At 40.3% G+C, this 13,090-nt stretch carries 12 protein-coding genes; all 12 read right to left on the reverse strand.

What is annotated here, in order from left to right; genetic code table 11:
- Position 1: 1 nt before the first annotated feature.
- Positions 2-634, reverse strand: coding sequence for an imidazole glycerol phosphate synthase subunit HisH (gene hisH, locus GX497_12980; GenBank protein ID HHY74107.1), 633 nt, complete (start codon positions 632-634; stop codon positions 2-4).
- Positions 634-1,221, reverse strand: a complete 588-nt coding sequence (gene hisB, locus GX497_12985; protein ID HHY74108.1) for an imidazoleglycerol-phosphate dehydratase HisB — start codon at positions 1,219-1,221, stop codon at positions 634-636. The genes hisH and hisB overlap by 1 nt, the downstream gene beginning before the upstream one ends.
- A 227-nt stretch (positions 1,222-1,448) precedes the next feature.
- Positions 1,449-2,714 carry a histidinol dehydrogenase gene (hisD, locus tag GX497_12990; GenBank protein HHY74109.1) on the reverse strand — a complete coding sequence of 422 codons (1,266 nt, stop codon included), beginning with the start codon at positions 2,712-2,714 and terminating at the stop codon, positions 1,449-1,451.
- Between the two features lie 4 nt (positions 2,715-2,718).
- Positions 2,719-3,345: an ATP phosphoribosyltransferase gene (locus GX497_12995; GenBank protein ID HHY74110.1), complete on the reverse strand. Its 627-nt coding sequence runs from the start codon at positions 3,343-3,345 to the stop codon at positions 2,719-2,721.
- Between the two features lie 14 nt (positions 3,346-3,359).
- Positions 3,360-4,547: an ATP phosphoribosyltransferase regulatory subunit gene (locus GX497_13000; GenBank protein HHY74111.1), complete on the reverse strand. Its 1,188-nt coding sequence runs from the start codon at positions 4,545-4,547 to the stop codon at positions 3,360-3,362.
- Between the two features lie 177 nt (positions 4,548-4,724).
- Positions 4,725-5,234, reverse strand: a complete 510-nt coding sequence (locus GX497_13005; protein HHY74112.1) for an acyltransferase — start codon at positions 5,232-5,234, stop codon at positions 4,725-4,727.
- Between the two features lie 20 nt (positions 5,235-5,254).
- Complete coding sequence (gene ppaX / locus GX497_13010; protein HHY74113.1) at positions 5,255-5,902, reverse strand: pyrophosphatase PpaX; 648 nt, start codon at positions 5,900-5,902, stop codon at positions 5,255-5,257.
- Positions 5,892-6,869 (reverse strand): hypothetical protein, encoded by a 978-nt coding sequence (locus tag GX497_13015; protein HHY74114.1) that lies wholly within the window; start codon positions 6,867-6,869, stop codon positions 5,892-5,894. Before GX497_13015 ends, ppaX begins: the two co-directional genes overlap by 11 nt.
- A gap of 18 nt (positions 6,870-6,887) precedes the next feature.
- Positions 6,888-7,712, reverse strand: coding sequence for a prolipoprotein diacylglyceryl transferase (locus GX497_13020; GenBank protein ID HHY74115.1), 825 nt, complete (start codon positions 7,710-7,712; stop codon positions 6,888-6,890).
- Between the two features lie 26 nt (positions 7,713-7,738).
- Positions 7,739-8,674: an HPr kinase/phosphorylase gene (locus GX497_13025; protein ID HHY74116.1), complete on the reverse strand. Its 936-nt coding sequence runs from the start codon at positions 8,672-8,674 to the stop codon at positions 7,739-7,741.
- A gap of 214 nt (positions 8,675-8,888) precedes the next feature.
- Complete coding sequence (locus GX497_13030; protein HHY74117.1) at positions 8,889-10,010, reverse strand: DUF4097 domain-containing protein; 1,122 nt, start codon at positions 10,008-10,010, stop codon at positions 8,889-8,891.
- Between the two features lie 209 nt (positions 10,011-10,219).
- Positions 10,220-13,090 carry an excinuclease ABC subunit UvrA gene (gene uvrA, locus GX497_13035; GenBank protein ID HHY74118.1) on the reverse strand — a complete coding sequence of 957 codons (2,871 nt, stop codon included), beginning with the start codon at positions 13,088-13,090 and terminating at the stop codon, positions 10,220-10,222.

Here is a 13,090-nt window from a genome sequence, read left to right on the forward strand (position 1 = left end):
TCTATTCTCTCCCCTCCACAAGCTTCGAAAAATTCATTAGGATTGATAAACCGATTTCACTGCTCTTTTCTGGATGGAATTGGGTACCATACACATTGCCTTGTCCTACTACTGCTGGTACCTCGACATCATATATGCTACTTGCCAAGACAACATTGTCGTCTTGTGGAACCGCATAATAGGAATGAACAAAATAAACATGGCCTTGTTCAACATTACGGAGCAACGCTGATTCTGGCTGGCGGAAATTCAGCTTATTCCAACCCATATGTGGTACTTTATATTTTTCACCAGAAGCAGTCCTTCCTGGAAACTTAACGATTTTTCCTTTTAAAAATTGCAAGCCTTGCGTAATGCCGTTTTCTTCACTTTCGTCAAATAAAAGCTGCATTCCTAAACAAATGCCAAGTAATGGCTTTCCAGCAACAACTTCATTTTTTATAAAAGCTGTTAAGCTAGTTTGATTTAAAATTGTCATCGCATCACGGAATGCGCCAACACCTGGCAAAATTAAACCTTTGCAGTTATTGAGCTTGTCTTGATCATCCGTGACAATATGTTGATAGTTCATCCGTTCAAGCGCCTTACTGACGCTGTACAAATTCCCCATTCCATAATCGATAATGCCGATCATTATAACATTCCTTTCGTTGATGGGACTCCTTTTATCCGTGGGTCAATCACCGTTGCTTCATCTAAGGCACGGCCAAGCGCTTTAAATATCGCCTCAATTATATGGTGCGTATTATGACCGTAATGGACGATTACATGCAAGTTCATCCGTGCTTCAAGCGCCAGTTTCCAAAGGAATTCATGGACAAGCTCAGTGTCAAAAGTGCCAACACGTGCGCTTGGAAGCTCAGCGCGAAATTCTACATGCGGACGATTGCTAAGGTCTACAACGACTTGTGCCAACGCTTCATCCATCGGTACAAACGCGTTTCCATAGCGCTTTATTCCTTTTTTATCGCCTAATGCTTCTCTTAGGGCTTGCCCTAAGCAAATCCCGATATCCTCAGTTGTATGATGATCATCAATTTCCACATCACCAACTGCATCAATCGTTAAATTAAATTGACCATGCTTCGTAAAAAGATCAAGCATATGCGTTAAAAATGGTACATTTGTTTCAAGGTTGGCTCTTCCTTCTCCATCAATTTCAAAAGAAAGTTTAATATCCGTTTCATTCGTTCTTCTTTCAATACTTGCTTGGCGTGTCATATGTGTTCCCTCCCTAATATAAAGGATTGTTTTTTTATTTTAATGCTTTTCGGTTACCGTTTTTGTGTTTTTCCCATGTTTGCGGTCACTAGATTGACTGTCTAGTTACCGTGTTTGCCTTTTTCCCTCGCTTGCGGGCACTAGAACGACTATCTGGTTACCGTGGGCAACCTTTTTGCCCTGTTCACGGTCACTAGAATGGCCCTTTAATTAGCACATTGGCCATTTTATTTTAATCTTTGCTCCACTGCGCGGGCATGAGCTTCTAAACCTTCAAGTCTGGCTAATGCCGCAATTTTATAACCATTATCTTGAACCGCTTTTTTACTATACGAAATGATTGATGATTTTTTCACAAAATCATCAACATTTAATGGGCTTGAAAAACGTGCTGTCCCATTTGTAGGTAAGACATGGTTCGGTCCAGCAAAATAATCACCGATTGGCTCTGAGCTGTTTTCTCCTAAGAAAATTGCCCCCGCATGGCGGATTTGTCCAATTATACCGATAGGGTCGGCTGTCATAACCTCAAGATGCTCCGGGGCTAGCTCATTCACAACGGCAATGGCCTGTTCCATAGTTTCGGTAACATAGATTGCTCCAAAGTCACGGATAGAGACTGCAGCGATTTCCACGCGAGGCAAGCTCTCAAGCTGCTTTTCTACTTCTTCCGAAACCTTTTCAGCTAGTTCCATAGAGGGCGTAACGAGGACACTGGATGCTCTCCTATCATGCTCCGCCTGTGAAAGCAGGTCCGCAGCGATGTACGCTGGATTTGCATTCTCATCAGCTAGAACAACTATTTCACTAGGGCCAGCAATCATATCAATGTCAACATCACCGAATACTTCGCGCTTCGCTAAAGCTACAAAAATATTTCCAGGCCCTGTTATTTTGTCAACTGCTTTAATTGTTTTCGTACCATAAGCTAGAGCACCGATTGCTTGGGCACCGCCTACCTTGTAAATTTCCTTTATACCACATTCGTTAGCAGCAACAAGCACACCTGCTGGTAGCCTGCCATCTTTTCCCGGCGGCGAAACCATCGCAATTCGCTCAACACCAGCAACCTGTGCCGGGATGACATTCATCAAAACGGATGACGGGTAAGCAGCCGTTCCACCTGGAACATAAACACCAACCGCATCTAGTGGAGTAATTTTTTGACCTAAAATTGTCCCATCTGCTTCAGTTGTTATCCATGATTGTCGAACTTGACGGCTATGATAATTGCGAATATTTTCCGCAGCTTCACGAATGTAGCCAACAAGAGCTTCATCAATGGCCTTATAAGCTTCCCCAATTTCTTCCTCTGTTACTTTTAAGGAATCCAATTTTACCCGATCAAATTTTTCAGTATAATCAAGAAGAGCTTGATCACCACGAATTTTGACATTTTCCAAAATATCTAAAACAGTTTTTCGCTGCTCTTCAGTTCCAGAATCTAAATCCCTTTTTAATGATAATGTTTCAGTCACTTTTTCAATTCTCATCTTCTTATTTCTCTCCTTCAATGACAGCCGATAAGCGCTCGACCATATCATCGATAAATTGATCCTTCATTCGGTAGGAGACTGGATTGACAACGAGGCGTGAAGTGATCTCTTGAATGCGCTCAAGCTCGACTAAGCCGTTTTCTTTCAATGTGCGCCCAGTTGAAACAATATCGACAATCCGCTCTGCTAGGCCTATTAATGGCGCAAGCTCGATTGAGCCGTTCAGCTTAATAATTTCGACTTGCTCCCCTTGTTCACGGAAGTATTTAGAAGCCGCATTCGGGTATTTTGTTGCAATCTTCGGGGCCACGCTTACTGCTTTTGCATTCGGCAACCCAGCTACCGCTAAATAACAAGCACTAATTTTCAAATCCAACACTTCATAAACATCACGCTCTTCTTCTAGCATAACATCTTTTCCGGCAATACCAAGGTCTGCTACACCATGCTCAACATACGTTACAACATCCATTGGCTTTGCCAAAATAAAGCGCATATTTTCCTCTGGTACATCAATGATTAATTTCCGGGAATCATCAAATTCGGGAGGGAGCCGATAGCCAGCCCGCCTTAGGAGTTCAGCCGCCTCCTCAAAGATTCGACCCTTCGGCATTGCAATTGTTAACATGGTTGAACTTGAACTCATAGCTCGTTACCCTCCTTTCCCGGTTTCCCAATACAATAAGCTACATCTTGATAACGCTTTGTAAACAAATCAACATCTTCAATTCCTGCAATATCTTGAAGAACGACCCTTCCACCATTTTCACGTTTCGCCCGCGCAAATTCAATAGCTTCCTGTCTACGCTCTTGACTAAAAATAATGAGTGAGATTGCTGTTGAAGCTTGTGCATCGCCCAATGCCTCAACTAAGCGGTCAAGACGAATAGCAAAACCCGTTGCTGCTGTTGGACGATTGAATTTTTCAAGCAATTGATCATAACGACCACCACTACATAATGAAAAACCAAGATTTTGTGCATATCCTTCAAATAAAATACCAGTATAATAGCTCATATGGCTGACAATATTTAAATCTATTTTAATATTGTCTGTTACACGATAATTTTCTAGATGGCTCCACAACAAGTCAAGTTCATCAATTGCTTTCCTAGCCCCACTATTTTCCGTCATTTCACGAGCTTCAGCAATAATTTGCTGAGTGCCACGCATTTGTAATAGTTTAAATAACCGCTGTTTATCAATAGAAGAAAGCGGCAAGCTTTTGACATGCTCCCTGTAGCCGACGTAATTTTTTTCATATAAAAAACGGCGAAGAACATTAGCGCGCTCTTCATTTCCTAAAATTTCGACGAATAAGGCATTCACAAAGCCAACATGACCGATGGCTACGGAGAAATTTTCTAGGCCAGCACTTGTCAACACAGCAACCATTAAAGCAATAACTTCAGCATCGGCACTAATGGTTGGGTCCCCTATTAGCTCGACTCCGATTTGCTCAAACTCGGCTGGGCGTCCACCTTCCCGCTCTTGGGCTCGAAATACGTTCGCATCATAGGCTAATCGCAACGGATAGCCTTCCCCCTTCATTCTTGACGCTGCCACCCTTGCAATTGGTGCTGTCATATCAGGCCGCAAAACAAGTGTATGCCCTTGTTGATCAAGCAGCTTGAAAAGCTGTTGGTTAGGAATAGCGGAAACTGCACCGACTGTTTCAAAATATTCCAACGTTGGTGTTTGAATTGATTGATATCCCCATGCCTGTATTTCATCCGTCATTTTATTTCTCGCTTGTCTTTTTGTTTCATAAAGATCAGGTAATGTATCCCTCATCCCAAGCGGCTTTTCAAACATAAATAGCTTAGACATTTTCCGACTCACCCTTTTTTATTAATAGAGCGCACTATACTTTAGTTCGCTAATGTGCTAACAAGATAAAGTTAAGTAGTAGTTTACATCTAAAATAAGCAAGCGTCAATAAAAATATATTTTATAATCCAGCCAAATAAATCGGCTCGGAGTTACAATAAAGCCCCGAGCCGATTATCATTCTAGCTGTTTATTATTTTGTTTCTGTTCCCTTGCTTCCATTTCCTCTTTCGTATAAATAATCCTCATCGGATTTCCGCCAACAAACGAACCGGTAGGTACATCTTTATGAACGAGCGTACCAGCAGAGACAATAGCCCCATCTCCAATGACCACGCCTGGCAAAATCGTTGAATTCGCACCAATTAATACATTGCTGCCAATCACAACCTCTCCTATGCGATACTCTTTTATTAAATACTCATGCGCAAGAATCGTTGTATTATAGCCAATAACCGCGTTGTTTCCAACTTTAATTTTTTCAGGGAACATAACATCAAGCATGACCATTAGGGCAAATGACGTGCTTTTCCCAACCTCCATCTGTAAAAACGTACGGTATAGCCAGTTTTTCATTGGTAAAAATGGTGTATAGCGAGCAAGCTGAATAATAACAAAGTTTTTGACAACCTTCCAAAATGGAACTGTTTTGTACACATGCCATAACGAATTCGCCTCTGTTACCATGTACCGCGTTGTTCTTCTGCTCACTTATTCAGCCCTCCAAGAATATCAATTAAATCGGACATTTTATCTAGGATAAAATCTGGGTGGAAACTTTCGATATATTTACGGCCTTTCAGCGCCCAAGCAACACCAACTGTAAGTGTCCCCGCATTTTTTCCACCTTCAATATCATGATAATTATCACCGACCATAATGGCATTTTCCGGCTTTGATCCTACTTGCTCCAATGCCTTTAAAATTGGCTCTGGATCCGGCTTCGCATGTACAACATCATCTAATGTGACAACAACGTCGAAAAATTGAGCAAGCCTTGTTATTTTCAAGCCCATTTCAACTGTAAGGCGCTTTTTCGTTGTTACAACTGCAAGCTTATAACCACTCTCGTATAAGTATTTAATCGTATCGTAGACGCCTTCAAATTCGGTTACGAGCTCATCATGTTTGGCATGATTGAAATCCCGATAAAATTGGACCATCTCTTCAGCCCGCGTTGAATCAAGCTTCTGAAAACTTTCCAACAGTGGCGGGCCAATAAATTGAAGTATATCCTCTTCTTTATATTGCCGTGGAAAATAATGTTCTAGCGTATGCTTAAATGATGTTATTATCAAATCATTCGTATTAATTAATGTTCCATCTAAATCAAATAGTATCGTATCAACCTTCATACGTCGCTTCCTTTCTGCTTGACAAGTCCATTCGTTGCCATACAAAAGCAACTATTACCGTTAATAAAATAGCTACCGTCAACCTGATAACTAACAGCGGCCATACTGGAATCCCGAGCGGTGCAAAAATCAATGTATCTTCGATGACAGCATGACATGATACTAAAAAAATAAAGGCTAAATACAAATCTTTTTTCGCGACGCCATCTTCTTTAGCAGCCTGAATCATTACACCTGCCCCATAAGCTAAACCAAAAACAATACCAGCGGCCAACGTTGTTGACGTATTCTCTTTCATGCCTAATAATTTCAGAAATGGAGCCATCCATTTCGAAAAACGATCAATTAATTTTAAATCCTTCAAAAATTGAATGAAAATCATCAGCGGAATTACTATAAGAGCCAACTGTAAAATTCCTAATGATGCTTTTTCAAAACCTTGTAATAAAATCGGGCCAATGCCGTTCACATGCTCGCTCGCTGTATGGGAAACTAAACCGTATTTTGCTGTTTCATTACCACCATGCCAAACAAGATTAATAATCACTGCTGATGTAATCGCAAGCACAATCCGTATCGCTGCCATTAACCATAATTTCACACCAACTTTAGCAGCAACCGTTGATTCAATGATCAAATTATGGGAAAACGACATCATAATCGCTAAAATAAAAACTTCTTTTACAGTAAAGTTCATCGACAAAATCGCGCCGATGGCTGCATATAGGTTTAAAAAATTCCCCAATACTAGAGGTATCGCTGCATCGCCTGACAAACCTAATAACCCCATAAAAGGTGCAATCAAGTTTACAACCCAAGGTAATACAGGTGTATACTGTAGTAATGTAATGACTAATGTAATCGGAAAAATGATTTTTCCTAAAACCCACGTCGTTTTTAAACCAACCAACAAGCCTTTTCTGATAGTGTTCACAGCTGTTCTCTCCTTCTTAGATGAAAAATACATTTGGGCCACACTACTGCCCTAATAGGATTTGTCTTGATCCAAATAGCGCACTTTCGCATATCCTTTTGAACGGCGGTACCACCATGTAATGACTGCTGCAACAATTAAAACGATTGAAATAAACTGTGCCATCCTAAGATTAGCCGTCAACATTAAGCTGTCTGTCCGTAAACCTTCAACAAAGAAACGGCCAACTGAATACCAAATTAAATAGCTTAAAAAGATTTCACCACGCTTTAAGTTCACTTTACGGAGTGACATCAAAATGACAAAACCAACTAAATTCCATAACGATTCATATAAAAATGTCGGGTGATAGTAAACCCCTTCAATGTACATTTGGTCAATAATGAATGTAGGCAAATGCAAACCTTCCAAAAAGGAACGGGTGACTTCACCGCCATGGGCTTCCTGATTCATAAAATTTCCCCAACGGCCAATCGCTTGTCCTAAAATAATACTTGGTGCCGCAATGTCCGCTAGCTTCCAAAACGATAGGTTGCGCTTTTTCGCAAAAATATAACCTGTAATAAGAGCCCCGATTAAACCGCCATGAATCGCAAGTCCGCCTTCCCAAATTTTGATAATTTCACTAGGGTTTTCCGAATAGTAATCCCATTGAAAAATAACATAATAGGCACGTGCCGATAAAATGGCAATCGGAATGGCATACATGACTAGATCCATAAACGTTTCTTTAGGTAAACCCCTCTTGATGCTTTCCTTCTGGGCAATCCACAGCCCTAGCATCGCTCCAACGGCAATAATGACGCCGTACCAGTAAATTCTTATTGGCCCTAATTCTAAAAAGATACGGTTAAGTTGCTGAATGTCAGCTTCCATCATTTCACTTCCTTATATGTTTTGCTTTAAAAATCATCATGTTCTCCTTCTTCAATAACATCTGTTAGGCGATTAGAAAATTGTTCAGCAGCGTTGACACCCATTCGTTTTAAGCGGAAATCCATCGCAGCCACTTCAATGATAACTGCTAAGTTTCTTCCTGGTCGAACAGGAACGGTAAGCTTTTGAATTTCTACATCAATTATTTTCATTTTTTCCACATCAAGGCCAAGTCTGTCATAAACCTTTGCCTGGTCCCAAAGCTCAAGGTTAATAACTAGCGATATTTTTTTATAATTACGAATTGCCCCAGCACCAAACAATGTCATCACATTAATAATGCCAAGACCACGAATTTCGAGTAAATGTTTAATCAAATCTGGAGAATTCCCAATTAGTGTATCTTGGTCCTCTTGGCGAATTTCAACGCAATCATCCGCTATTAATCGATGCCCGCGTTTTACAAGCTCCAGTGCTGTTTCACTTTTACCAACACCGCTTTTACCAGTAATTAACACCCCAACACCATATACATCGACTAAAACACCGTGGATGGCGGTTTTCGGTGCAAGGAGGCTTTCTAAATAATTGGTAAGGCGGCTTGATAAGCGCGTTGTTTTATAATGAGAACGAATAACAGGCACATCATTTTGCTTTGCGGCCTCAATCAATTCAGTCGGTGCCTCCTGCCCTCTCGAAATAATAATGCCGGGCGTCATATCTGTACATAACATTTCCATTCTTTCTTTGCGAACTTCCGGAGCCAATGAGTAAAAAAAGGAAAGTTCTGTTCTTCCTAACAATTGTAAACGCTCAGCTGGATAAAACTCAAAAAACCCCGCCAATTCAATTCCAGGTCGTGATAGGTCACTCGTTGTAATCGGCCGATTAATCCCGTCTTCCCCACAAATTAATTCAAAACTAAATTTTTCAACAACATCTTTTGTTCGCACCTTTACCATGTATAAGCTTCCTCCACTATCCGTTCATACTATCTTTATATTTTAGCATTTTTTCGGATAAACACGAAATTTAATTTGAGGTTGCAGCCATGGCAGGGAATAATTTTATCGTAATTCCATATAAAACGGCAATTATTCAAAAAAAAAAAAACGTTGCCGCCAAATCATTCAACAACGTTTGTTTTTTAAATTTTTACAGCTAACACAACTTGGCTTATAAATTTCCTACTACAATCGAACCCGTATTGGAGCCTGCTTCAACATAAAGATTTCCTGCTTTTCCTCTATTCGCAACAAAAGTTAATTCTTTTTGAATTACATCTTTTTTCTCTTCCAAAATCTCTAAATCTGTTAGCTCACATTTGAAGCCACCGATATTTGATTTAATTTTACCTTTGACTTCGAGATCAGTTGGTAACAGCAAATTAATGTTGCCGGTCTTTGTGTTAATAAACGCAATTTTGCTATTTGAATCTGTTAGTTTACAACTAATATTGCTACTGAAGCTTTGTAAATCAACTTTTTCAAAAGCCCCCTTGACATTGATGGTGCCATTGATTGTCTCTGCCTCTACTTCTTGTGCAAAACTGTTCGCTACCTTTATATGCCCATTTGCTGTTTCAAATTCGAAATTTTGTCCATGTAAATCTGCAAAATCAATATTTCCATTGGCTGTATTTACTTTTAATTTATTGACTTGTAGTTCTCCGCCTATAACATGTCCATTAAACATCCGAATTTGAATCTCATTATAAACTGCTTTTGGTATATAAAGAACCGTACTCATTTTTATTTCCTTCGGCTCGACCGAAAACTTCATGCTCTCACCATCTATTGAAAAGCGAACACTTTTCGAAAAATACGCTTTTGCTTCTTCAAGAGAATTCGCTTTGTACACCTTGGCATTGCATTCAATTCGGACATCCTGTTCATTCCATTGAATAATTTTAATATTTCCATTCGAAATATCTAAATGGATGTTCGCCATATACACATCACGATGTTGAAAAATATGGTTCACTTCCTGATACGGTCCAAAGTTAAAATCTAAGTCGACGTCCTTAATTTTTTGCAAGGCACTATCAATAAAATCAGTAAACTTATCGATAAACGATGGTCGTTTATAACTTTTTTGTTCCCCATTTGAATAGGTTGAATCATAGTTTACAAACGTGGAAGGCTCTGCCTTACATTCCTCACTTGTACGGCTACCATTTTCTTGCCCTTGGGCTTGCTTTGGCTTATCCTCAAGTGCTTCTAATAATGCAAGCGCTTCTTCGACGGTAATTTTTCCTGTCTCCACCATTTGCAAAATTTGCTTACGCTCTTCTTTCATTGTACATTCCTCCATTATTTCGAACTTTTATGCAATCGCCTTTTTTCACCATTACAATATATACGAATTTAAAATCATTTCGTTTCACGAAAGCCTAAAAAACTAAAAAAGCATGGCATTGCGCTTTATCCGCAACATAGCCATGCGAAAAATCATACTGAAATTTTCGTCTTCTTTCTATAGTTGTTCAGAAATCTCCACGGCAGTTATTACGACTTTGCTTCCACTTTTTGCAGACGTTCTTCCATTCGAGCGCGGTCGCGTTCAATCACCGGTTTCAAATACTTTCCAGTGTACGATGCTTCTACTTCACAAATTTTTTCTGGTGTGCCAGTGGCAATAATTTGCCCGCCTTTATCTCCACCTTCAGGCCCTAAATCAATGAGAAAATCCGCCACTTTAATCACATCTAAATTATGTTCAATCACAAGTACTGTGTCGCCATTTTCAACAAGGCGCTGCAAAACTTTTAAGAGCCTTGAGATATCATCAACATGCAAGCCTGTTGTCGGTTCATCTAATATATATAAAGAACGGCCTGTTGAGCGGCGGTGCAGTTCTGATGCCAGCTTAACGCGTTGCGCTTCACCGCCCGATAATGTTGTTGCCGGTTGCCCTAACTTAATGTAGCCAAGACCAACATCGGCAATCGTTTGTAGCTTCCGTTTTATTTTTGGGATATTCGCAAAAAACTCTAGAGCATCTTCGACTGTCATATCTAAAATATGAGAGATGTTCTTATCCTTATATTTAACTTCTAGTGTTTCACGGTTATACCGTTTGCCATGACAAACCTCACACGGAACATATACATCAGGCAAAAAGTGCATTTCAATTTTAATGATCCCATCGCCGCGGCAAGCTTCACAGCGGCCACCTTTTACATTAAAGCTAAACCGTCCCTTTTGGTAACCGCGGATTTTTGCCTCATTCGTCTGTGCAAAAACATCACGAATATCATCAAAAACGCCAGTATATGTAGCTGGGTTGGATCGGGGTGTACGGCCAATTGGCGATTGATCAATATCAATGACTTTATCTAAGTATTCAATTCCCTTAATTTCCTTATGCTCTCCTGGTCTATCTTTTGCTCTATAAAGCTTATGAGCAACGGCTTTATATAATACCTCATTGACAAGCGTACTTTTTCCAGAGCCAGAAACGCCGGTTACACAAACAAAAGTACCGAGTGGAATTTTGACTGAGACATTTTTTAGATTGTTTTCTTTCGCCTTGATAATTTCAAGATAGCGACCGTCACCTTGATGGCGTTCATTTGGCAACGGAATAAATTTTTTCCCGGATAAATATTGTCCCGTAAGTGAATGAGGATCATTCATCACTTCCGTTGGTGTACCCTTAGAGGTTACCTCACCGCCATGAACACCTGCTCCCGGGCCAATATCGATTAAATAATCAGCAGCCATCATCGTATCCTCGTCATGTTCAACAACGATAAGCGTGTTGCCAATATCACGCATATTTTTTAAAGTTTGAATTAGCCTGTCATTATCACGCTGATGCAAGCCGATTGATGGTTCGTCTAAAATATAAAGCACACCTGTCAGCCTTGAACCGATTTGTGTTGCCAATCTTATGCGTTGCGCCTCGCCGCCCGATAATGTTCCAGCTGCACGAGACAATGTTAAATAATCTAAGCCAACATTGACTAGAAAACCTAGACGTTCATTAATTTCTCTGAAGACAAGCCTAGCAATATTCATTTCCTTTTCTGTTAGCTGAATGTTTGAAAAAAAACGGTGCGCTTCTTCGACCGAAAGATTTGTAATCTCACCGATTTGCTTGCCATCAATTAACACAGCCAAGCTTTCTTTTTTGAGACGATGCCCTTTACATGTTGGACATGGTTTTTGGGCCATGTACTGTTCCATCTGCTCACGGATATAATCTGATGAAGTTTCATGGAAGCGGCGCTCAACATTGCCGATAACACCTTCAAATTCAATCGTATTTTCACGAGTTTGTCCAAAATCATTTTCATAACGGAAAAAGATTTTTTCACCATCGCTTCCATACAGAACCTTATCCAACAGATGCTTCGGGATATCCTTTATCGGCACTTCCATATCAATACCGTAATGCTCGCAAACACTTTTTAATAGTTGCGGATAATATTGAGAGCTCGTTGGTTCCCAAGGAGCAATTGCATTTTCCAGCAAAGACTTATCCCAATGCGGAATGATTGAATCCAGATCCACCTCAAGCTTTACCCCTAAACCATCACAGCTCGGGCAAGCACCGAAAGGACTGTTAAAGGAAAACATTCTCGGTTCCAGTTCCCCAATCGAAAAACCACATTCTGGGCAAGCATAATGCTCGCTAAAGAGTAGCTCCTCTTCTCCAATCACATCAACGATTACATAGCCCTCGCCAAGTTTTAGTGCTGCTTCAATTGAATCAGCTAATCGTGAAGAAACACCCTCCTTTACAACTACCCGATCAATGACCACTTCAATTGAATGCTTTTTATTTTTTTCAAGCTTAATATCATCACTGATTTCTATCATTTCGCCATCGATACGAATGCGGACATAGCCTTGCTTTTTAATATCTTCAAGAACTTTAACATGCTCACCTTTTTTCCCTCTAATAACAGGCGCCAACACTTGCACCTTTGTGCGTTCTGGATACTCTAAAATCCGGTCTACCATTTGCTGAATCGTTTGTGACGTGATTTCAATCCCGTGTGTTGGACATACTGGACGGCCAATGCGCGCATAGAGCAGGCGCAAATAATCATATATTTCCGTTACCGTTCCAACGGTAGAACGCGGATTATTGCTTGTTGTTTTTTGGTCAATTGAAATTGCTGGCGATAAGCCTTCAATCATATCAACATCCGGTTTATCCATTTGCCCTAAAAATTGCCGGGCATAGGCGGACAATGACTCAACATAGCGCCGTTGTCCCTCAGCATAAATCGTATCAAAAGCAAGCGATGATTTTCCAGACCCCGATAAACCAGTTAAAACAACAAGCTTATCACGCGGAATCGTCACATCAATGTTTTTTAAATTATGGGCACGGGCGCCTTTAATGACTAAATTATCAACTGCCAT

Source organism: Bacillus sp. (in: firmicutes), from assembly GCA_012842745.1.
Taxonomy (GTDB): Bacteria; Bacillota; Bacilli; order Bacillales; family Bacillaceae_J; genus Schinkia.

What these genes read in the sequence shown, in the direction of transcription:
- hisH (HHY74107.1), bottom strand. Translation starts at nt 634, where the DNA reads ATGATCGGCATTATCGATTATGGAATGGGGAATTTGTACAGCGTCAGT.
- hisB (HHY74108.1), bottom strand. Translation starts at nt 1,221, where the DNA reads ATGACACGCCAAGCAAGTATTGAAAGAAGAACGAATGAAACGGATATT.
- hisD (HHY74109.1), bottom strand. Translation starts at nt 2,714, where the DNA reads ATGAGAATTGAAAAAGTGACTGAAACATTATCATTAAAAAGGGATTTA.
- GX497_12995 (HHY74110.1), bottom strand. Translation starts at nt 3,345, where the DNA reads ATGTTAACAATTGCAATGCCGAAGGGTCGAATCTTTGAGGAGGCGGCT.
- GX497_13000 (HHY74111.1), bottom strand. Translation starts at nt 4,547, where the DNA reads ATGTCTAAGCTATTTATGTTTGAAAAGCCGCTTGGGATGAGGGATACA.
- GX497_13005 (HHY74112.1), bottom strand. Translation starts at nt 5,234, where the DNA reads ATGGTAACAGAGGCGAATTCGTTATGGCATGTGTACAAAACAGTTCCA.
- ppaX (HHY74113.1), bottom strand. Translation starts at nt 5,902, where the DNA reads ATGAAGGTTGATACGATACTATTTGATTTAGATGGAACATTAATTAAT.
- GX497_13015 (HHY74114.1), bottom strand. Translation starts at nt 6,869, where the DNA reads ATGTATTTTTCATCTAAGAAGGAGAGAACAGCTGTGAACACTATCAGA.
- GX497_13020 (HHY74115.1), bottom strand. Translation starts at nt 7,712, where the DNA reads ATGGAAGCTGACATTCAGCAACTTAACCGTATCTTTTTAGAATTAGGG.
- GX497_13025 (HHY74116.1), bottom strand. Translation starts at nt 8,674, where the DNA reads ATGGTAAAGGTGCGAACAAAAGATGTTGTTGAAAAATTTAGTTTTGAA.
- GX497_13030 (HHY74117.1), bottom strand. Translation starts at nt 10,010, where the DNA reads ATGAAAGAAGAGCGTAAGCAAATTTTGCAAATGGTGGAGACAGGAAAA.
- uvrA (HHY74118.1), bottom strand. Translation starts at nt 13,090, where the DNA reads ATGGCAGTTGATAATTTAGTCATTAAAGGCGCCCGTGCCCATAATTTA.